The 21,851-nt window shown below is 53.4% G+C and carries 15 protein-coding genes and 5 tRNA genes; 19 read left to right on the top strand and 1 reads right to left on the bottom strand.

Going from position 1 to position 21,851, the window contains the following annotated elements; translation table 11 throughout:
* Positions 1-53 precede the first annotated feature (53 nt).
* The 6 genes from ACMGGU_RS22450 to dppF all read left to right on the top strand — a co-directional run bounded on the left by ACMGGU_RS22450 (position 54) and on the right by dppF (position 6,471).
* Positions 54-130: transfer RNA gene (locus ACMGGU_RS22450), tRNA-Pro, on the top strand.
* 620 nt (positions 131-750) lie between these two features.
* Positions 751-2,358, top strand: coding sequence for a dipeptide ABC transporter periplasmic-binding protein DppA (gene dppA / locus ACMGGU_RS22455; protein ID WP_045907856.1), 1,608 nt, complete (start codon positions 751-753; stop codon positions 2,356-2,358).
* A gap of 177 nt (positions 2,359-2,535) precedes the next feature.
* Positions 2,536-3,555: a dipeptide ABC transporter permease DppB gene (gene dppB / locus ACMGGU_RS22460; protein WP_008502770.1), complete on the top strand. Its 1,020-nt coding sequence runs from the start codon at positions 2,536-2,538 to the stop codon at positions 3,553-3,555.
* Positions 3,556-3,564: 9 nt separating this feature from the next.
* Positions 3,565-4,467, top strand: coding sequence for a dipeptide ABC transporter permease DppC (gene dppC / locus ACMGGU_RS22465; RefSeq protein WP_048028029.1), 903 nt, complete (start codon positions 3,565-3,567; stop codon positions 4,465-4,467).
* 10 nt (positions 4,468-4,477) lie between these two features.
* Positions 4,478-5,461, top strand: coding sequence for a dipeptide ABC transporter ATP-binding protein (gene dppD, locus ACMGGU_RS22470; RefSeq protein WP_047746334.1), 984 nt, complete (start codon positions 4,478-4,480; stop codon positions 5,459-5,461).
* Positions 5,458-6,471 (top strand): dipeptide ABC transporter ATP-binding subunit DppF, encoded by a 1,014-nt coding sequence (gene dppF / locus ACMGGU_RS22475; protein WP_032644494.1) that lies wholly within the window; start codon positions 5,458-5,460, stop codon positions 6,469-6,471. Before dppD ends, dppF begins: the two co-directional genes overlap by 4 nt.
* 43 nt (positions 6,472-6,514) lie before the next feature.
* On the opposite strand, the gene coaA is transcribed toward dppF, so the two are convergent.
* Positions 6,515-7,465, bottom strand: a complete 951-nt coding sequence (coaA, locus tag ACMGGU_RS22480) for a type I pantothenate kinase (RefSeq protein ID WP_021242480.1) — start codon at positions 7,463-7,465, stop codon at positions 6,515-6,517.
* A 317-nt stretch (positions 7,466-7,782) separates the two neighbouring features.
* Here coaA and ACMGGU_RS22485 point away from each other — a divergent pair.
* The 13 genes from ACMGGU_RS22485 (at position 7,783) to rpoC (ending at position 21,849) form a co-directional block, all read left to right on the top strand.
* Positions 7,783-7,858 (top strand) — tRNA-Thr (locus tag ACMGGU_RS22485).
* Positions 7,859-7,866: 8 nt separating this feature from the next.
* Positions 7,867-7,951 (top strand) — tRNA-Tyr (locus tag ACMGGU_RS22490).
* Between the two features lie 117 nt (positions 7,952-8,068).
* A tRNA-Gly gene (locus ACMGGU_RS22495) sits at positions 8,069-8,143 on the top strand.
* Between the two features lie 6 nt (positions 8,144-8,149).
* Positions 8,150-8,225 (top strand) — tRNA-Thr (locus ACMGGU_RS22500).
* Positions 8,226-8,343: 118 nt separating this feature from the next.
* On the top strand, positions 8,344-9,528 hold the full coding sequence (gene tuf / locus ACMGGU_RS22505) for an elongation factor Tu (protein ID WP_014830236.1): 1,185 nt from the start codon (positions 8,344-8,346) through the stop codon (positions 9,526-9,528).
* A gap of 229 nt (positions 9,529-9,757) precedes the next feature.
* Positions 9,758-10,141, top strand: a complete 384-nt coding sequence (secE, locus tag ACMGGU_RS22510) for a preprotein translocase subunit SecE (RefSeq protein ID WP_003862342.1) — start codon at positions 9,758-9,760, stop codon at positions 10,139-10,141.
* 1 nt (position 10,142) lies between these two features.
* Positions 10,143-10,688, top strand: a complete 546-nt coding sequence (nusG, locus tag ACMGGU_RS22515) for a transcription termination/antitermination protein NusG (protein ID WP_003862341.1) — start codon at positions 10,143-10,145, stop codon at positions 10,686-10,688.
* Positions 10,689-10,843: 155 nt separating this feature from the next.
* A complete protein-coding gene (gene rplK / locus ACMGGU_RS22520; protein ID WP_008503452.1) occupies positions 10,844-11,272 on the top strand; it encodes a 50S ribosomal protein L11 in 429 nt (142 codons plus the stop codon).
* 3 nt (positions 11,273-11,275) lie between these two features.
* Positions 11,276-11,980, top strand: coding sequence for a 50S ribosomal protein L1 (gene rplA / locus ACMGGU_RS22525; protein WP_006810530.1), 705 nt, complete (start codon positions 11,276-11,278; stop codon positions 11,978-11,980).
* Between the two features lie 291 nt (positions 11,981-12,271).
* The gene (gene rplJ / locus ACMGGU_RS22530; RefSeq protein ID WP_003862338.1) at positions 12,272-12,769 is read left to right on the top strand and encodes a 50S ribosomal protein L10; all 498 of its coding nucleotides are present in this window, start codon (positions 12,272-12,274) and stop codon (positions 12,767-12,769) included.
* 66 nt (positions 12,770-12,835) lie between these two features.
* The gene (gene rplL / locus ACMGGU_RS22535; protein WP_002445276.1) at positions 12,836-13,201 is read left to right on the top strand and encodes a 50S ribosomal protein L7/L12; all 366 of its coding nucleotides are present in this window, start codon (positions 12,836-12,838) and stop codon (positions 13,199-13,201) included.
* Positions 13,202-13,520: 319 nt separating this feature from the next.
* Positions 13,521-17,549 (top strand): DNA-directed RNA polymerase subunit beta, encoded by a 4,029-nt coding sequence (gene rpoB, locus ACMGGU_RS22540; RefSeq protein ID WP_045909524.1) that lies wholly within the window; start codon positions 13,521-13,523, stop codon positions 17,547-17,549.
* A gap of 76 nt (positions 17,550-17,625) precedes the next feature.
* The gene (rpoC, locus tag ACMGGU_RS22545) at positions 17,626-21,849 is read left to right on the top strand and encodes a DNA-directed RNA polymerase subunit beta' (protein ID WP_045909523.1); all 4,224 of its coding nucleotides are present in this window, start codon (positions 17,626-17,628) and stop codon (positions 21,847-21,849) included.
* Positions 21,850-21,851 lie beyond the last annotated feature (2 nt).

Raw genomic sequence — 21,851 nt, forward strand, 5'->3', positions numbered from 1 at the left:
GAAAATAAGGGATTGACGGGGGCGCACCTCAGCAGTAAGATGCGCTCCGCATTCGGCGAGTAGCGCAGCTTGGTAGCGCAACTGGTTTGGGACCAGTGGGTCGGAGGTTCGAATCCTCTCTCGCCGACCACATTCTGAAAAGGGCTAACCGCAAGGTTAGCCCTTTTTGCATTATGACCTTACCCCACCAGAGTATCCAAAATGCCTGTTAGACCGGCTTCTCCCTGTCTGTTAACGATTTTGTGACATAATCCATTGTATTTTTTTATATATAGATTGATCTTTTTTCGCGTTGCTTATGGATAACCTCAGCATTTTTCGCTGTGCGTTTTAACGTTCGCGGTATTTAGTGCTCAGATAATCACCATTCTGCAAGAAAATTTACCCATTCTGAATAAAAGTTAATCACTGATTGTGGCGAAATAGGGAGAGAGTTGTGCTGCAACATGGCGAGTAGCATAAATTTCCCTGCTGAAAACTGGCGCTCATGGTTTTTTTAATCTTTGTTTGCGGTTTCTCACACTCAGCGTAAATCCCCGTCACCTGTATTGACGTTTTCACATTCTGTTGACAGATTGTAGGGCATGAGGGGCATTTCAGGGACGATCTGCGCTGCAACTCAAACGCTCTTCTGAAAGGATTCTCCATCCCTTTAACGCCTTCGGGCACCTCCGACCGGACCGGGTAAAAAATAAATAAAGGTCTGGCGGCGTAACACAACAAAGCAAAACATCACATTGGAGCAGAATAATGAGTATTTCCTTGAAGAAGTCAGGGATGCTGAAGCTTGGTCTGAGCCTGGTGGCTATGACCGTGGCAGCAAGCGTACAGGCAAAAACCCTGGTTTACTGTTCTGAAGGCTCGCCGGAAGGCTTTAACCCACAGCTCTTTACCTCTGGTACGACGTACGACGCAAGCTCTGTACCGATCTATAACCGTCTGGTTGAATTCAAAACCGGTACCACGGAAGTGATTCCGGGTCTGGCTGAGAAGTGGGACGTCAGCGAAGACGGTAAAACCTATACCTTCCACCTGCGCCAGGGCGTGAAGTGGCAGGACAGCAAAGATTTCAAACCAACGCGCGACTTTAATGCCGACGACGTTGTGTTCTCCTTCGACCGTCAGAAAAACGCCCAGAACCCGTACCACAAAGTCTCTGGCGGCAGCTATGAATACTTCGAAGGGATGGGCCTGCCGGATCTGATCTCTGAAGTGAAAAAAGTGGACGATAATACCGTTCAGTTCGTGCTGACGCGTCCTGAAGCGCCGTTCCTGGCTGACCTGGCCATGGACTTCGCCTCTATTCTGTCCAAAGAGTACGCAGATAACATGCTGAAAGCCGGTACGCCGGAGAAAGTCGACCTGAACCCAATCGGTACCGGTCCATTCCAGCTGCTGCAGTACCAGAAAGACTCCCGTATTCTGTATAAAGCATTCGAAGGCTACTGGGGCACCAAGCCGAAGATTGACCGTCTGGTCTTCTCCATCACGCCTGATGCGTCCGTACGTTATGCAAAACTGCAGAAAAACGAATGCCAGGTGATGCCATACCCGAACCCGGCAGACATCGCCCGCATGAAGCAGGACAAGAACATCAACCTGCTGGAGCAGGCTGGCCTGAACGTGGGCTATCTCTCCTTCAACACCGAGAAGAAACCGTTTGATGACGTGAAAGTGCGTCAGGCGCTGACCTACGCGGTGAACAAAGAAGCGATTATCAAGGCGGTTTACCAGGGCGCTGGCGTTGCAGCCAAAAACCTGATCCCACCAACCATGTGGGGCTATAACGACGACGTTAAAGATTACTCCTACGATCCTGAGAAAGCGAAAGCGCTGCTGAAAGAAGCGGGCCAGGATAAAGGCTTCACCGTTGAGCTGTGGGCGATGCCGGTACAGCGTCCGTACAACCCGAACGCACGCCGTATGGCAGAAATGGTTCAGGCTGACTGGGCTAAGATTGGCGTTCAGGCCAAGATTGTGACCTACGAGTGGGGCGAGTACCTGAAGCGCGCCAAAGCGGGTGAGCACCAGGCAGTCATGATGGGCTGGACCGGTGATAACGGGGATCCGGACAACTTCTTCGCCACCCTGTTCAGCTGCGCGGCGGCAAAAGACGGTTCTAACTACTCTCGCTGGTGCTACAAGCCGTTTGAAGACCTGATCCAGCCGGCGCGTGCGACCGACGATCACAACAAACGTATTGAACTGTACAAGCAGGCACAGGTTGTTATGCACGATCAGGCTCCGGCGCTGATTGTTGCTCACTCCACCGTGTACGAGCCAGTGCGTAAAGAAGTGAAAGGCTACGTGGTTGATCCACTGGGCAAACACCACTTCGAAAACGTATCGGTTGAATAATTAAAAGCAACGCCAGGCGGCGCTGCGCTTGCACTGGCCTACGGTCTGTAGGTCGGGTAAGCGTAGCGCCACCCGGCAGCAGTGCTTAATTCTCTCTCTGAAAGGAGAGGGGATAAGATTTGTGAGCAATACAGACGTCACGCCACTGGTCGTGCGTCATCAGAGAGAATCCGGGTTATGTTGCAGTTCATCCTCCGACGTCTGGGACTTGTTATCCCCACGTTTATCGGTATCACCCTTCTCACTTTTGCCTTCGTCCATATGATCCCCGGCGACCCGGTAATGATTATGGCGGGCGAGCGTGGTATTTCCCCTGAGCGCCATGCACAGCTGCTGGCTGAACTCGGTCTCGATAAGCCGATGTGGCAGCAGTATCTCCACTATATCTGGGGCGTGCTGCACGGTGATTTAGGGATTTCGTTGAAAAGCCGTCTTCCGGTGTGGGACGAGTTCGTGCCGCGTTTTAAAGCGACACTGGAGCTTGGCGTCTGCGCCATGATTTTCGCCACCGCGGTGGGTATCCCTGTTGGGGTACTGGCTGCCGTCAAGCGTGGCTCTATTTTTGACCATACCGCCGTGGGCCTCGCGCTGACCGGCTACTCCATGCCTATCTTCTGGTGGGGTATGATGCTGATCATGCTGGTCTCGGTGCAGCTTAACCTGACACCAGTTTCCGGGCGCGTCAGCGATATGGTCTTCCTGGACGACTCCAACCCGCTCACCGGCTTTATGCTGATTGATACGGCTATCTGGGGTGAAGAGGGCAACTTCATGGATGCCGTCGCGCATATGATCCTGCCTGCCATGGTGCTGGGCACCATTCCTCTGGCGGTGATCGTCCGTATGACTCGTTCATCGATGCTGGAAGTGCTGGGTGAGGATTACATCCGCACCGCCCGCGCCAAGGGCCTGACGCGTATGCGCGTCATCATCGTCCATGCGCTGCGTAACGCCATGCTGCCGGTAGTGACCGTTATCGGTCTCCAGGTGGGGACGTTGCTGGCGGGGGCGATCCTGACCGAAACCATCTTCTCCTGGCCGGGCCTGGGCCGCTGGCTGATTGACGCGCTGCAGCGCCGTGACTATCCGGTTGTGCAGGGCGGTGTATTGCTGGTCGCGACGATGATTATCCTCGTCAACCTGCTGGTCGATTTGCTGTACGGCGTGGTGAACCCGCGTATTCGTCATAAGAAGTAAGGGGCCATCATGTCACAGGTTTCTGAAAACAAAGTTGTTGCTGCACCGGTTCCGATGACGCCGATGCAGGAGTTCTGGCACTACTTCAAGCGCAACAAAGGCGCGGTGGTGGGGCTGGTGTATGTCGCTATCATGATCCTGATTGCGGTATTTGCGAACGTGCTTGCGCCGTACAACCCGGCGGACCAGTTCCGCGATGCGTTGCTCTCCCCTCCTGCCTGGCAGGACGGCGGTAGCCTGGCGCACCTGCTGGGGACCGATGATGTGGGCCGCGATGTGCTGTCGCGTCTGATGTACGGTGCGCGCCTGTCGCTGCTGGTCGGCTGTCTGGTGGTGGTGTTATCCCTGATTATGGGGATCGTACTGGGTCTGGTTGCCGGTTACTTCGGCGGCATTGTTGATAACATCATCATGCGTATCGTCGACATCATGCTGGCGCTGCCAAGCCTGCTGCTGGCGCTGGTGCTGGTGGCGATCTTCGGTCCGTCGATCGGCAACGCCGCCCTGGCGCTGACGTTCGTGGCGCTTCCTCACTACGTGCGTTTAACCCGCGCGGCGGTGCTGGTGGAAGTGAACCGCGACTACGTCACGGCGTCTCGCGTAGCGGGGGCCGGTGCGATGCGCCAGATGTTTGTCAATATCTTCCCGAACTGCCTTGCGCCGCTGATTGTTCAGGCGTCGCTCGGTTTCTCTAACGCCATTCTTGATATGGCCGCTCTTGGCTTCCTGGGCATGGGTGCGCAGCCGCCAACACCGGAGTGGGGCACCATGCTCTCCGACGTGTTGCAGTTCGCACAAAGCGCCTGGTGGGTTGTCACCTTCCCGGGTCTGGCAATCCTGCTGACGGTGCTGGCATTTAACCTGATGGGTGATGGCCTGCGTGATGCGCTTGATCCCAAACTGAAGCAGTAAGAGGCACGAGATGGCGTTATTAAATGTAGATAAATTATCGGTGCACTTCGGCGATGAAGGCACCCCGTTTCGCGCCGTGGACCGCATCAGCTACAGCGTAAATCAGGGCGAAGTGGTGGGTATCGTTGGAGAGTCCGGTTCCGGTAAGTCCGTCAGCTCGCTGGCGATCATGGGGCTGATTGATTACCCGGGCCGCGTGATGGCGGAAAACCTGCAGTTCAACGGTCAGGACCTGAAGCGCATTTCTGAAAAACAGCGCCGCCAGCTGGTGGGCGCGGAAGTGGCGATGATTTTCCAGGATCCGATGACCAGCCTGAACCCATGCTACACCGTCGGTTTCCAGATTATGGAAGCGATTAAGGTGCACCAGGGCGGGAATAAGAAAACCCGTCGTCAGCGGGCGATCGATCTCCTGAACCAGGTGGGTATTCCTGACCCGGCTTCGCGTCTGGACGTTTACCCGCACCAGCTTTCCGGCGGGATGAGCCAGCGCGTGATGATCGCCATGGCAATTGCCTGTCGGCCAAAGCTGCTGATTGCGGATGAACCGACGACGGCGCTGGATGTGACCATTCAGGCACAAATCATCGAGCTGCTGCTGGAGCTGCAGCAGAAAGAGAACATGGCGCTGGTGCTGATTACGCACGATCTGGCGCTGGTGGCCGAAGCCGCGCACAAAATCATCGTGATGTATGCCGGCCAGGTGGTCGAGACCGGAAATTCACACGATATCTTCCGCGCGCCGCGTCACCCGTATACCCAGGCGCTTTTACGCGCGCTGCCGGAGTTTGCTCAGGATAAAGCGCGTCTGGCATCGCTGCCGGGTGTGGTGCCGGGTAAATATGACCGTCCGCAGGGCTGTCTGCTCAATCCGCGCTGTCCGTATGCGACGGACAAATGCCGGACGGAAGAGCCAGAGCTGAACCAGCTGGCTGACGGTCGTCAGTCGAAATGCCACTACCCACTCGATGATGCCGGGAGGCCAACACTATGAGTACGCAACAGGCCACCACGCAACAGCCGCTGTTGCAGGCCATCGACCTGAAAAAATATTACCCAGTGAAGAAGGGACTGTTTGCCCCTGAACGCCTGGTGAAAGCGCTGGACGGCGTCTCCTTTAACCTCGAACGCGGTAAAACGCTGGCGGTGGTGGGAGAGTCAGGCTGCGGGAAATCGACGCTGGGCCGTCTGCTGACGATGATTGAAGTGCCGACCGGCGGTGAACTTTATTATCAGGGCCAGGATCTGCTCAAGCACGATCCGCAGGCGCAGAAGCTGCGTCGCCAGAAAATCCAGATTGTGTTCCAGAACCCGTATGGTTCTTTGAACCCGCGTAAAAAAGTGGGGCAGATTCTGGAAGAACCGCTGCTGATTAACAGCAATCTGAGCAAAGAGCAGCGCCGTGAAAAAGCGCTGGCGATGATGGCGAAGGTCGGCCTCAAAACCGAGCATTACGACCGCTATCCGCATATGTTCTCCGGCGGCCAGCGTCAGCGTATCGCCATCGCACGCGGTCTGATGCTTGACCCGGACGTAGTGATTGCCGACGAGCCGGTGTCGGCGCTCGATGTCTCCGTGCGTGCGCAGGTGCTGAACCTGATGATGGATCTGCAGCAGGAGCTGGGACTCTCTTACGTGTTCATCTCCCACGACCTGTCGGTGGTAGAGCATATTGCCGATGAAGTGATGGTGATGTATCTGGGGCGCTGCGTGGAGAAGGGGACCAAAGACCAGATCTTTAATAACCCTCGCCACCCGTACACCCAGGCGCTGCTGTCCGCGACGCCGCGTCTGAACCCGGACGATCGTCGTGAGCGTATTAAGCTGACGGGAGAGCTGCCAAGCCCGCTGAATCCGCCGCCGGGATGTGCATTCAATGCCCGCTGCAGCCGCCGCTTTGGCCCCTGCACCCAGCTACAGCCGCAACTGAAGGATTATGGCGGCCAGCTGGTGGCCTGCTTTGCGGTCGATCAGGATGAAAATGGCGAGAAGCCGCATGCATAACGAAAAAAACCGGCGCTAAGCCGGTTTTTTTATGCCTGCTTTATTATTTCCGCAGGCGAATCTGGTCGACGGCGTGCTTCTCGCTCTTGGTGAGGATCAGGCTCGCACGCTCGCGCGTCGGCAGGATGTTCTCTTTGAGGTTCACGTAGTTGATCTCATTCCACAGTCCCGTGGCCACATTGATCGCTTCTTCTTCAGACAGCTGAGCATAGTGGTGGAAATAGGAGTCCGGATCGGTGAAGGCCCCTTCGCGGAACTTCAGGAAGCGGTTGATGTACCAGTTCTGCAGCAGGTCTTCCGGCGCATCGACATAAATAGAGAAATCGACGAAATCCGAGACAAAGACGTGATGCGGGTCGTGAGGATAGTCCATGCCGCTTTGCAGCACGTTCAGACCTTCCAGAATGAGAATATCCGGCTGGACCACCGTTTTATCCCCACCCGGGATGCGATCGTAGATCAGGTGCGAATAGACCGGCGCTGTTACGTGAGGCACGCCGGATTTCAGGTCGGAGACAAATTTCACCAGACGGTGCATATCATAAGAGAGCGGGAAGCCTTTCTTCTTCATCAGCCCGCGTTCTTTTAAGACTTCGTTTGGATGCAGGAAGCCGTCGGTCGTGATCAGCTCCACGCTGCGGTGTTCCGGCCAGCGGCTCAACAGCGCCTGCAGAACGCGTGCGGTGGTACTTTTACCCACGGCCACGCTGCCTGCGATACTGATGATATAAGGAATTCGTTGACCGTTCGTCCCGAGAAACTGCTCCAGCACCGCCTGACGACGCAGGTTCGAGCTGATATAGAAGTTAAGCAAGCGAGAGAGGGGGAGATAAATTTCTGCCACCTCTTCAAGGGACAGATCTTCGTTTATCCCTTTTAACCGTGCGATTTCACCTTCCGTCAGCGTCATAGGGACGGAATCACGCAGGGCAGCCCACTGGCTGCGGTTAAAGTGAAGATAAGGCGTCATTAACGTTTGCTCTTTTTTGCTCATAAGCATGCTTCAGTGAGCCAGCGCTACACTGCCGGATCGTGGCTCATCACACAGTTAATTTTGGACAATGGGCAGGAGGTTAACACCAGATGGCAGGAATAATAAGAAAAAAGATGGATAGCGCTGCGTTACGCGGAAGCCGTCACGCTATGGTGTATATAGTGTAAATCACGCGTGCATGTTGATTATTTGACCCGCAATGACTACTTTTACAGCGCTTAGCGCTTCGTTCGCATAAAATGTGAGCGAAAGAACGTTTTATGCAAATTTTTAGTTGCATGACCGCGCAGGTATCCATAGAATGCGCGCTACTTGATGCCGACTTAGCTCAGTAGGTAGAGCAACTGACTTGTAATCAGTAGGTCACCAGTTCGATTCCGGTAGTCGGCACCATCAAGTCCGGTGGGGTTCCCGAGCGGCCAAAGGGAGCAGACTGTAAATCTGCCGTCACAGACTTCGAAGGTTCGAATCCTTCCCCCACCACCACTTTCTGGCAGCGTAAATGCCGCCGGAGCTGGTTGGAAAAATTAGCCAGCTCAAACTGAAAAAGAGAGAAATCTCTTTTTTTGTTACAGAAAGAACTGGGTAGCCGAGTTTCAGGATGCGGGCATCGTATAATGGCTATTACCTCAGCCTTCCAAGCTGATGATGCGGGTTCGATTCCCGCTGCCCGCTCCAATACGTGCTGATATGGCTCAGTTGGTAGAGCGCACCCTTGGTAAGGGTGAGGTCCCCAGTTCGACTCTGGGTATCAGCACCACTTCACTTCTCCTTCCCGTTTCTCTCTGTTTCAATTTTACTGTATTCAACAATTCAGGCATTTCGCCTGGTTGATGTGGTGATATCACCGATTTATCCGTGTCTTAGAGGGACAATCGATGTCTAAAGAAAAGTTTGAACGTACAAAACCGCACGTTAACGTCGGTACTATCGGCCACGTTGACCATGGTAAAACAACGCTGACCGCTGCAATCACTACCGTTCTGGCAAAAACCTACGGTGGTTCTGCTCGTGCATTCGACCAGATCGATAACGCACCAGAAGAAAAAGCTCGTGGTATCACCATCAACACCTCTCACGTTGAGTACGACACCCCGACTCGCCACTACGCACACGTAGACTGCCCAGGCCACGCCGACTATGTTAAAAACATGATCACCGGTGCTGCGCAGATGGACGGCGCGATCCTGGTTGTTGCTGCGACTGACGGCCCAATGCCTCAGACTCGTGAGCACATCCTGCTGGGTCGTCAGGTAGGCGTTCCTTACATCATCGTGTTCCTGAACAAGTGCGACATGGTTGATGACGAAGAGCTGCTGGAACTGGTAGAGATGGAAGTTCGTGAACTGCTGTCTCAGTACGATTTCCCAGGCGATGATACCCCAATCGTTCGTGGTTCTGCTCTGAAAGCGCTGGAAGGCGACGCAGAGTGGGAAGCGAAAATCATCGAACTGGCTGGCTTCCTGGATTCTTACATCCCAGAACCAGAGCGTGCGATTGACAAGCCATTCCTGCTGCCAATCGAAGACGTATTCTCCATCTCCGGTCGTGGTACCGTTGTTACCGGTCGTGTAGAGCGCGGTATCATCAAAGTTGGTGAAGAAGTTGAAATCGTTGGTATCAAAGAGACTGCGAAGTCTACCTGTACTGGCGTTGAAATGTTCCGCAAACTGCTGGACGAAGGCCGTGCTGGTGAGAACGTTGGTGTTCTGCTGCGTGGTATCAAACGTGAAGAAATCGAACGTGGTCAGGTTCTGGCTAAGCCAGGCTCAATCAAGCCGCACACCAAGTTCGAATCTGAAGTGTACATCCTGTCCAAAGACGAAGGCGGCCGTCATACTCCGTTCTTCAAAGGCTACCGTCCACAGTTCTACTTCCGTACTACTGACGTGACCGGTACCATCGAACTGCCAGAAGGCGTTGAGATGGTAATGCCAGGCGACAACATCAAGATGGTTGTGACGCTGATCCACCCAATCGCGATGGACGACGGTCTGCGTTTCGCAATCCGTGAAGGTGGCCGTACCGTTGGCGCGGGCGTGGTTGCTAAAGTTCTCGGCTAATTGCTGATAACATTTGACGCAATGCGCAATAAAAGGGCATCATTTGATGCCCTTTTTGCACGCTTTCACGTCAGAACCTGGCTCATCAGTGATTATTTTTGTCATAATCATTGCTGAGACAGGCTCTGCAGAGAGCGTATAATTCGAAAAGCGAATTAGCATTTCGATTTGGTTTGCCTCGCAATCGCGGGGTGAAAATGTTTGTAGAATACTTCTGACAGGTTGGTTTATGAGTGCGAATACCGAAGCTCAAGGGAGCGGGCGCGGCCTGGAAGCGATGAAATGGGTAGTAGTAGCCGTTCTGCTGATCGTAGCGATTGTCGGCAACTACCTTTATCGTGACATGATGCTGCCGCTACGCGCGCTTGCAGTGGTAATTCTGATTGCTGCAGCGGGTGGTGTCGCGCTGTTGACGACGAAAGGCAAAGCGACTGTCGCTTTTGCTCGCGAAGCGCGTACCGAAGTCCGTAAGGTAATTTGGCCGACTCGCCAGGAAACATTGCACACCACGCTGATCGTAGCGGCGGTTACCGCTGTAATGTCACTGATCCTGTGGGGACTGGATGGTATTCTGGTTCGCCTGGTATCCTTTATCACTGGCCTGAGGTTCTGAGATGTCTGAAGCCCCTAAAAAGCGCTGGTACGTCGTTCAGGCGTTTTCCGGTTTTGAAGGCCGCGTAGCAACGTCGCTGCGTGAGCATATCAAATTACACAACATGGAAGAGTTATTTGGCGAAGTTATGGTTCCGACCGAAGAAGTGGTCGAGATCCGTGGCGGCCAGCGTCGCAAAAGCGAACGCAAATTCTTCCCGGGTTACGTGCTGGTTCAGATGGTGATGAACGACGCGAGCTGGCACCTGGTGCGCAGCGTACCGCGCGTGATGGGCTTTATCGGCGGCACGTCTGACCGTCCGGCGCCAATCAGCGACAAAGAAGTGGATGCGATTATGAACCGCCTGCAGCAGGTTGGTGATAAGCCGCGTCCGAAAACGCTGTTTGAACCGGGTGAAATGGTGCGTGTTAATGACGGTCCGTTTGCTGACTTTAACGGCGTCGTTGAAGAAGTGGACTACGAGAAGTCCCGCCTGAAAGTTTCTGTATCTATCTTCGGTCGTGCGACCCCGGTAGAACTGGACTTTGCTCAGGTCGAAAAAGCCTAAGCAGCGATCAAAAAAGCGACGATTTAATCGTTGCACAGGGCGCGAGATTGGAATACAATTTCGCGCCTTTTGTTTTTATGGGCCCGGCCCGTAAAACGAATTTTATTCACGGGGAGCCTCACTGAGGCGCTATTACCCAATCAGAGGATTTTAGAATGGCTAAGAAAGTACAAGCCTACGTCAAGCTGCAGGTTGCAGCTGGTATGGCGAACCCAAGTCCACCAGTTGGTCCAGCTCTGGGTCAGCAGGGTGTGAACATCATGGAATTCTGTAAAGCGTTCAACGCAAAAACTGAATCCCTGGAAAAAGGTCTGCCAATCCCAGTCGTAATCACTGTTTACGCTGACCGTTCTTTCACTTTCGTTACCAAAACCCCTCCAGCAGCAGTTCTGCTGAAGAAAGCGGCTGGTATCAAGTCTGGTTCCGGTAAACCGAACAAAGACAAAGTGGGTAAAATTTCCCGCGCTCAGCTGCAGGAAATCGCGCAGACCAAAGCTGCCGACATGACTGGTGCCGACATTGAAGCGATGACTCGCTCAATCGAAGGTACTGCACGTTCCATGGGCCTGGTAGTGGAGGACTAAGAAATGGCTAAACTGACCAAGCGCATGTCCGTGATCCGTGACAAAGTTGATGCGACCAAACAGTACGACATCAACGAAGCTATCGCTCTGCTGAAAGAACTGGCAACTGCTAAGTTCGTTGAAAGCGTTGACGTTGCCGTTAACCTGGGCATCGACGCGCGTAAATCTGATCAGAACGTTCGTGGCGCAACTGTACTGCCACACGGTACTGGCCGTTCCGTACGTGTAGCTGTATTTGCTCAGGGTGCAAACGCTGAAGCTGCTAAAGCTGCCGGCGCTGAACTGGTAGGTATGGAAGATCTGGCTGATCAGATCAAGAAAGGCGAAATGAACTTTGACGTTGTTATTGCTTCTCCAGATGCAATGCGCGTTGTTGGCCAGCTGGGCCAGGTTCTGGGTCCACGCGGCCTGATGCCAAACCCGAAAGTGGGTACTGTAACGCCTAACGTTGCTGAAGCGGTTAAGAACGCTAAAGCAGGTCAGGTTCGTTATCGTAACGACAAAAACGGCATCATCCACACCACCATCGGTAAAGTGGACTTTGACGCTGACAAACTGAAAGAAAACCTGGAAGCTCTGCTGGTTGCGCTGAAAAAAGCAAAACCAACTCAGGCGAAAGGCGTGTACATCAAGAAAGTTAGCATCTCCACCACCATGGGTGCAGGTGTTGCAGTTGACCAGGCTGGCCTGAGCGCTGCTGCAAACTAATGCCTTTACGTGGGCGGTGATTTTGTCTACAATCTTACCCCCACGTTTGCTAACAAAAGTTAGCGGCTAAAAGATTTGTTCGTTGGAGCCTGGCCTAATCCAGGCCTCCGTCGAAGACCGCAGGTGTTTCGCAAGAGACTTAATCCCCTGCGTAGACGGTGACAGAACGCTAAGATTATTTTTGGATACTCTGGCTTGTTTCTGCTCACCGTATTAAGACGCTCTTTCCGTTGGGAAGAGTGAAGTGAGTTCCGGAACATGAGTTCCGGCAAACATCCAGGAGCAAAGCTAATGGCTTTAAATCTTCAAGACAAACAAGCGATTGTTGCTGAAGTCAGCGAAGTAGCCAAAGGCGCGCTGTCTGCAGTAGTTGCGGATTCCCGTGGCGTTACTGTAGACAAAATGACTGAACTGCGTAAAGCAGGTCGTGAAGCTGGCGTATACATGCGTGTTGTTCGTAACACCCTGCTGCGCCGCGTAGTTGAAGGTACTCAGTTCGAGTGCCTGAAAGACACGTTTGTTGGTCCGACCCTGATTGCATACTCTATGGAACACCCGGGCGCTGCTGCTCGTCTGTTCAAAGAGTTCGCGAAAGCGAATGCAAAATTTGAGGTCAAAGCTGCAGCCTTTGAAGGTGAGTTGATCCCGGCATCGCAAATCGATCGCCTGGCAACCCTGCCGACCTACGAAGAAGCAATTGCACGCCTGATGGCAACCATGAAAGAAGCTGCGGCTGGCAAACTGGTTCGCACTCTGGCTGCTGTACGCGATGCGAAAGAAGCTGCTTAATCGCAGTTATCTTTATAAAGCATTTGCTTACGTATAAACTTATTCTGATTTTCAGGAACAATTTAAATGTCTATCACTAAAGATCAAATCATTGAAGCAGTAGCAGCTATGTCCGTAATGGACGTTGTAGAGCTGGTTTCTGCAATGGAAGAAAAATTCGGTGTTTCTGCTGCTGCTGCTGTAGCTGTAGCTGCGGGCCCGGCTGAAGCTGCTGAAGAAAAAACTGAATTCGACGTAATTCTGAAAGCTGCTGGCGCGAACAAAGTTGCTGTTATCAAAGCAGTACGTGGCGCAACTGGCCTGGGTCTGAAAGAAGCTAAAGACCTGGTAGAATCTGCTCCAGCTGCGCTGAAAGAAGGCGTGAGCAAAGACGACGCAGAAGCACTGAAAAAATCTCTGGAAGAAGCTGGCGCTGAAGTTGAAGTTAAATAAGCCAACTTTTCTGGTTGCAGCCTAAGTCATTAGGCTGATGGCTGGTGACTTTTTAGTCACCAGCCTTTTTGCGCTGTAAGGCATCAGTAGCATTTCACACTGTTTGACTGCTGATTGTCCTGACAATGCATGTTTCTATCGACGACTTAATATATTGCGACAGGGTGCTCGCTCTGTGTAAATCGCGACGAAATGATTTAAGCGTGATAGCAACAGGTATTGCGGAAAGTATTCAATTTTCCGGTCCACAAAATGGTGTTGCACAAACTGTCCCTTCGTCGGACAGATGGGTCGACTTGTCAGCGAGCTGAGGAACCCTATGGTTTACTCCTATACCGAGAAAAAACGTATTCGTAAGGATTTTGGTAAACGTCCACAAGTTCTGGACATTCCATATCTCCTTTCTATCCAGCTTGACTCGTTCCAGAAGTTTATCGAGCAAGATCCTGAAGGGCAGTACGGTCTGGAAGCAGCCTTCCGCTCCGTGTTCCCGATTCAGAGCTACAGCGGTAACTCCGAGCTGCAGTACGTCAGCTACCGCCTTGGCGAACCGGTGTTTGACGTTCAGGAATGTCAGATCCGTGGCGTGACCTATTCCGCACCGCTGCGCGTAAAACTGCGTCTGGTGATCTACGAGCGCGAAGCGCCGGAAGGCACCGTAAAAGACATTAAAGAACAAGAAGTCTACATGGGTGAAATTCCACTCATGACAGACAACGGTACTTTCGTTATCAACGGTACTGAGCGTGTTATCGTTTCCCAGCTGCATCGTAGCCCGGGCGTCTTCTTCGACAGCGATAAAGGTAAAACACACTCTTCCGGTAAAGTACTGTATAACGCACGCATCATTCCTTACCGTGGTTCCTGGCTGGACTTCGAGTTCGATCCAAAAGACAACCTGTTTGTCCGTATCGACCGTCGTCGTAAACTGCCTGCAACCATCATTCTGCGTGCACTGAACTATACCACTGAGCAGATCCTGGACCTGTTCTTTGAGAAAGTGATCTTTGAAATCCGCGACAACAAGCTGCAGATGGAGCTGGTGCCGGAACGTCTGCGTGGTGAGACCGCGTCGTTCGACATCGAAGCCGACGGCAAAGTGTATGTGGAAAAAGGTCGCCGTATCACCGCGCGCCACATCCGCCAGCTGGAAAAAGATGATATCAAACACATCGAAGTTCCGGTTGAATACATTGCAGGAAAAGTAGCCGCGAAAGATTACGTTGATGAATCAACTGGCGAGCTGATCTGCCCGGCGAACATGGAGCTGAGCCTGGATCTGCTGGCTAAGCTGAGTCAGGCTGGCCACAAACGTATCGAAACGCTGTTCACCAACGATCTGGACCACGGTCCGTACATCTCTGAGACGGTACGCGTCGACCCAACGACCGATCGTCTGAGTGCGCTGGTTGAAATCTACCGCATGATGCGTCCTGGTGAGCCACCAACTCGCGAAGCGGCGGAAAGCCTGTTCGAGAATCTGTTCTTCTCCGAAGACCGCTACGATCTGTCTGCGGTTGGTCGTATGAAGTTCAACCGTTCTCTGCTGCGCGACGAAATTGAAGGTTCCGGTATCCTGAGCAAAGACGACATCATCGAAGTGATGAAGAAGCTCATCGATATCCGTAACGGTAAAGGCGAAGTGGACGATATCGACCACCTCGGCAACCGTCGTATCCGTTCCGTCGGCGAAATGGCGGAAAACCAGTTCCGCGTTGGCCTGGTGCGTGTAGAGCGTGCGGTGAAAGAGCGTCTGTCTCTGGGCGATCTGGATACCCTGATGCCTCAGGATATGATCAACGCCAAGCCGATTTCTGCAGCAGTGAAAGAGTTCTTTGGTTCCAGCCAGCTGTCTCAGTTCATGGACCAGAACAACCCGCTGTCTGAGATTACGCACAAACGTCGTATCTCTGCACTCGGCCCAGGCGGTCTGACCCGTGAACGTGCAGGCTTTGAAGTTCGAGACGTACACCCGACGCACTACGGTCGCGTATGTCCAATCGAAACGCCTGAAGGTCCAAACATCGGTCTGATCAACTCCCTGTCCGTGTACGCACAGACGAACGAATACGGTTTCCTTGAGACGCCGTACCGTAAAGTGACTGACGGTGTTGTAACCGACGAAATTCACTACCTGTCTGCTATCGAAGAAGGCAACTACGTTATCGCTCAGGCGAACTCCAACCTGGATGACGAAGGCCACTTTGTAGAAGATCTGGTGACCTGCCGTAGCAAAGGCGAATCCAGCTTGTTCAGCCGCGACCAGGTTGACTACATGGACGTATCCACCCAGCAGGTGGTATCCGTCGGTGCGTCCCTGATCCCGTTCCTGGAACACGATGACGCCAACCGTGCATTGATGGGTGCGAACATGCAACGTCAGGCCGTTCCAACTCTGCGCGCTGATAAGCCGCTGGTTGGTACCGGTATGGAACGTGCTGTTGCCGTTGACTCCGGTGTTACTGCAGTTGCTAAGCGTGGCGGTACCGTTCAGTACGTCGACGCATCCCGTATCGTTATCAAAGTTAACGAAGACGAGATGTATCCGGGCGAAGCAGGTATCGACATTTATAACCTGACCAAATACACCCGTTCTAACCAGAACACCTGTATCAACCAGATGCCTTGCGTATCTCTGGGTGAGCCAGTTGAGCGCGGCGACGTGCTGGCAGACGGTCCGTCCACCGACCTCGGTGAACTGGCGCTCGGTCAGAACATGCGCGTAGCGTTCATGCCGTGGAACGGTTACAACTTCGAAGACTCCATCCTCGTCTCCGAGCGTGTGGTTCAGGAAGATCGTTTCACCACCATCCACATTCAGGAACTGGCATGTGTGTCCCGTGACACCAAGCTGGGGCCAGAAGAGATCACCGCTGACATCCCTAACGTGGGTGAAGCTGCGCTCTCCAAACTGGATGAATCCGGTATCGTTTACATCGGTGCGGAAGTGACCGGCGGCGACATTCTGGTAGGTAAGGTTACGCCTAAAGGTGAAACCCAGCTGACGCCAGAAGAGAAACTGCTGCGTGCCATCTTCGGTGAGAAAGCGTCTGACGTTAAAGACTCTTCTCTGCGCGTACCAAACGGTGTTTCCGGTACGGTTATCGACGTTCAGGTCTTCACTCGTGACGGCGTTGAGAAAGATAAGCGTGCGCTGGAAATCGAAGAGATGCAGCTCAAACAGGCTAAGAAAGACCTGTCTGAAGAACTGCAGATCCTCGAAGCGGGTCTGTTCAGCCGTATCTATGCGGTGCTGGTTGCCGGTGGCGTTGAAGCTGAGAAGCTCGACAAACTGCCACGCGATCGCTGGCTGGAACTGGGCCTGACCGACGAAGAGAAACAAAATCAGCTGGAACAGCTGGCTGAGCAGTATGACGAACTGAAACACGAGTTCGAGAAAAAACTCGAAGCGAAACGCCGCAAAATCACTCAGGGCGACGATCTGGCACCAGGCGTGCTGAAGATTGTTAAGGTGTATCTGGCTGTTAAACGTCAGATCCAGCCTGGTGATAAGATGGCAGGTCGTCACGGTAACAAGGGTGTTATCTCTAAGATCAACCCGATCGAAGATATGCCGCACGATGCTAACGGTACGCCGGTAGATATCGTACTGAACCCACTGGGCGTACCGTCTCGTATGAACATTGGTCAGATCCTGGAAACTCACCTGGGTATGGCTGCGAAAGGCATCGGCGACAAGATTAACGCCATGCTGAAACAGCAGCAGGAAGTCGCGAAACTGCGCGAATTCATCCAGCGTGCCTACGATCTGGGTACCGACGTGCGTCAGAAAGTCGACCTGAACACCTTCAGCGATGAAGAAGTGCTGCGTCTGGCAGAGAACCTGCGCAAAGGTATGCCAATTGCAACGCCGGTATTCGACGGTGCAAAAGAAGCTGAAATTAAAGAGCTGCTGCAACTGGGTGGTCTGCCAACGTCTGGTCAGATTACGCTGTTTGACGGCCGTACCGGTGAACAGTTCGAACGTCCGGTAACCGTAGGTTACATGTACATGCTGAAACTGAACCACCTGGTCGACGACAAGATGCACGCTCGTTCTACCGGTTCTTACAGCCTGGTTACTCAGCAGCCGCTGGGTGGTAAGGCACAGTTCGGTGGTCAGCGCTTCGGGGAGATGGAAGTGTGGGCGCTGGAAGCATACGGCGCGGCATACACCCTGCAGGAAATGCTCACCGTTAAGTCTGATGACGTGAACGGTCGTACCAAGATGTATAAAAACATCGTGGACGGCAACCATCAGATGGAACCGGGCATGCCAGAATCCTTCAACGTTCTGTTGAAAGAGATTCGTTCGCTGGGTATCAACATCGAACTGGAAGACGAGTAATTCTCGCTCAAACAGGTCACTGGTGCCGGGTTAATCCCCGGCACCGGATTGTGCTAACTCCGACGGGAGCAAATCCGTGAAAGATTTATTAAAGTTTCTGAAAGCGCAGACTAAAACCGAAGAGTTTGATGCGATCAAAATTGCTCTGGCTTCGCCAGACATGATCCGTTCATGGTCTTTCGGTGAAGTTAAAAAGCCGGAAACCATCAACTACCGTACGTTCAAACCTGAGCGTGACGGCCTTTTCTGTGCGCGTATTTTCGGGCCAGTAAAAGATTACGAGTGCCTGTGCGGTAAGTACAAGCGCCTGAAACACCGTGGTGTGATCTGTGAGAAGTGCGGCGTTGAAGTGACCCAGACCAAAGTACGCCGTGAGCGTATGGGCCACATCGAGCTGGCGTCTCCGACTGCTCACATCTGGTTCCTGAAATCCCTGCCGTCCCGTATCGGTCTGCTGCTGGATATGCCGCTGCGTGATATCGAACGTGTTCTGTACTTCGAATCTTATGTGGTTATCGAAGGCGGGATGACGAACCTGGAACGTCATCAGATCCTGACTGAAGAGCAGTATCTGGACGCGCTGGAAGAGTTCGGTGACGAATTCGACGCGAAGATGGGTGCGGAAGCTATTCAGGCCCTGCTGAAGAGCATGGATCTGGAGCAAGAGTGCGAGCAGCTGCGTGAAGAGCTGAACGAAACCAACTCCGAAACCAAGCGTAAAAAGCTGACCAAGCGTATCAAACTGCTGGAAGCGTTCGTTCAGTCTGGTAACAAGCCAGAGTGGATGATCCTGACCGTTCTGCCGGTTCTGCCGCCAGATCTGCGTCCACTGGTTCCGCTGGATGGTGGTCGTTTCGCAACGTCCGATCTGAACGATCTGTATCGTCGCGTGATCAACCGTAACAACCGTCTGAAACGTCTGCTGGATCTGGCTGCCCCGGACATCATCGTACGCAACGAAAAACGTATGCTGCAGGAAGCGGTAGATGCCCTGCTGGATAACGGTCGTCGTGGTCGTGCGATCACCGGTTCTAACAAACGTCCTCTGAAATCTTTGGCCGACATGATCAAAGGTAAACAGGGTCGTTTCCGTCAGAACCTGCTCGGTAAGCGTGTTGACTACTCCGGTCGTTCTGTAATCACCGTAGGTCCATACCTGCGTCTGCATCAGTGCGGTCTGCCGAAGAAAATGGCACTGGAGCTGTTCAAACCGTTCATCTACGGCAAGCTGGAACTGCGTGGCCTGGCCACCACCATCAAAGCCGCGAAGAAAATGGTTGAGCGTGAAGAAGCTGTCGTTTGGGATATCCTGGACGAAGTGATCCGCGAACACCCGGTACTGCTGAACCGTGCACCAACCCTGCACCGTCTGGGTATCCAGGCATTTGAGCCGGTCCTGATCGAAGGTAAAGCTATTCAGCTGCACCCGCTGGTTTGTGCGGCATATAACGCCGACTTCGATGGTGACCAGATGGCTGTTCACGTACCGCTGACGCTGGAAGCCCAGCTCGAAGCGCGTGCGCTGATGATGTCTACCAACAACATCCTGTCTCCAGCGAACGGTGAGCCAATCATTGTTCCTTCTCAGGACGTTGTACTGGGTCTGTACTACATGACCCGTGACTGTGTTAACGCCAAAGGCGAAGGCATGGTGCTGACTGGCCCGAAAGAAGCTGAGCGTATTTATCGCGCTGGCCTGGCCTCTCTGCATGCGCGCGTTAAAGTGCGTATCACCGAATACGAAAAAGATGCAAACGGCGAATTCGTTGCGAAAACCAGCCTGAAAGACACGACCGTTGGCCGTGCCATTCTGTGGATGATCGTACCGAAAGGTCTGCCTTTCTCCATCGTCAACCAGGCGCTGGGCAAGAAAGCGATCTCCAAAATGCTGAACACCTGTTACCGCATTCTGGGTCTGAAGCCGACCGTTATCTTCGCTGACCAGACAATGTACACCGGCTTTGCGTATGCAGCGCGTTCAGGTGCATCTGTTGGTATCGATGACATGGTCATCCCAGAGAAGAAACACGAGATCATCTCTGAAGCGGAAGCCGAAGTTGCTGAGATCCAGGAGCAGTTCCAGTCTGGTCTGGTTACCGCGGGCGAACGCTATAACAAAGTTATCGATATCTGGGCCGCGGCGAACGATCGTGTATCCAAAGCGATGATGGATAACCTGCAGACCGAAACCGTGATTAACCGTGACGGCGTAGAAGAACAGCAGGTTTCCTTCAACAGCATTTACATGATGGCCGACTCCGGTGCGCGTGGTTCTGCAGCACAGATTCGTCAGCTGGCAGGTATGCGTGGTCTGATGGCGAAGCCAGATGGCTCCATCATCGAAACGCCAATCACCGCGAACTTCCGTGAAGGTCTGAACGTACTCCAGTACTTCATCTCCACGCACGGTGCGCGTAAAGGTCTGGCGGATACCGCACTGAAAACAGCGAACTCCGGTTATCTGACGCGTCGTCTGGTTGACGTTGCGCAGGACCTGGTTGTGACCGAAGACGATTGTGGCACCCTCGAAGGTATCACCATGACCCCGGTTATCGAGGGTGGTGATGTTAAAGAGCCACTGCGCGATCGCGTTCTGGGTCGTGTAACCGCGGAAGACATTCTGAAGCCGGGTACGGCAGACATTCTGGTTCCACGCAACACGCTGCTGCACGAGCACTGGTGTGACCTGCTGGAAGCGAACTCTGTTGACTCCGTGAAAGTCCGTTCCGTTGTATCCTGTGACACCGACTTTGGTGTATGTGCACACTGCTACGGTCGTGACCTGGCGCGTGGCCACATCATCAACAAAGGTGAAGCCATCGGCGTTATCGCGGCACAGTCCATCGGTGAGCCGGGTACACAGCTGACGATGCGTACGTTCCACATCGGTGGTGCGGCATCTCGTGCGGCTGCTGAATCCAGCATCCAGGTGAAAAACAAAGGTAGCATCAAGCTCAGCAACGCGAAGTCGGTTGTGAACTCCAGCGGTAAACTGGTCATCACTTCCCGTAACACCGAGCTGAAGCTGATCGACGAATTCGGTCGTACCAAAGAGAGCTATAAAGTGCCTTACGGTGCGGTTATGGCGAAAGGTGATGGCGAGCAGGTTGCCGGCGGTGAAACCGTTGCAAACTGGGATCCACACACCATGCCGGTTATCACCGAAGTAAGTGGTTTCATCCGCTTCACTGACATGATTGACGGCCAGACCATTACTCGTCAGACCGACGAGCTGACCGGTCTGTCTTCTCTGGTGGTTCTGGATTCTGCTGAACGTACTACCGGTGGTAAAGATCTGCGTCCTGCACTGAAAATCGTTGATGCTCAGGGTAACGACGTTCTGATCCCAGGTACCGATATGCCTGCGCAGTACTTCCTGCCGGGTAAAGCGATTGTACAGCTGGAAGATGGCGTACAGATCAGCTCTGGTGACACCCTGGCGCGTATTCCTCAGGAATCCGGCGGTACCAAGGACATCACCGGTGGTCTGCCACGCGTTGCGGACCTGTTCGAAGCGCGTCGTCCGAAAGAGCCTGCAATCCTGGCTGAAATCAGCGGTATCATCTCCTTCGGTAAAGAGACCAAAGGTAAACGCCGTCTGGTTATCACACCAGTAGATGGCAGCGAACCGTACGAAGAGATGATTCCTAAGTGGCGTCAGCTCAACGTGTTCGAAGGTGAACGTGTAGAACGTGGTGACGTGGTTTCCGATGGTCCAGAAGCGCCGCACGACATTCTGCGTCTTCGTGGCGTACATGCGGTAACGCGTTACATCACCAACGAAGTACAGGACGTTTATCGTCTGCAGGGCGTTAAGATAAACGATAAGCACATTGAAGTTATCGTTCGTCAGATGCTGCGTAAAGCAACCATCGAAAACGCAGGCAGCTCCGAGTTCCTGGAAGGCGAGCAGGTTGAATACTCACGCGTCAAGATCGCTAACCGCGAACTGGAAGCGAACGGCAAAATCGGTGCGACCTTCTCGCGCGATCTGCTGGGTATCACCAAAGCGTCTCTGGCAACCGAGTCCTTCATCTCTGCAGCATCGTTCCAGGAAACGACTCGTGTCCTGACCGAAGCTGCTGTTGCAGGTAAACGTGATGAACTGCGCGGTCTGAAAGAGAACGTTATCGTGGGTCGTCTGATCCCGGCTGGTACCGGTTATGCGTACCATCAGGATCGTATGCGTCGTCGTGCTGCGGGCGAACTGCCAGCTGCACCGCAGGTGACTGCTGAAGATGCATCCGCGAGCCTGGCAGAACTGCTGAACGCAGGTCTGGGTGGTTCTGACAACGAGTAATC

The organism is Enterobacter sp. BNK-8, assembly GCF_048685095.1.
In the GTDB taxonomy this organism is placed as follows: Bacteria; Pseudomonadota; Gammaproteobacteria; order Enterobacterales; family Enterobacteriaceae; genus Enterobacter; species Enterobacter quasiroggenkampii.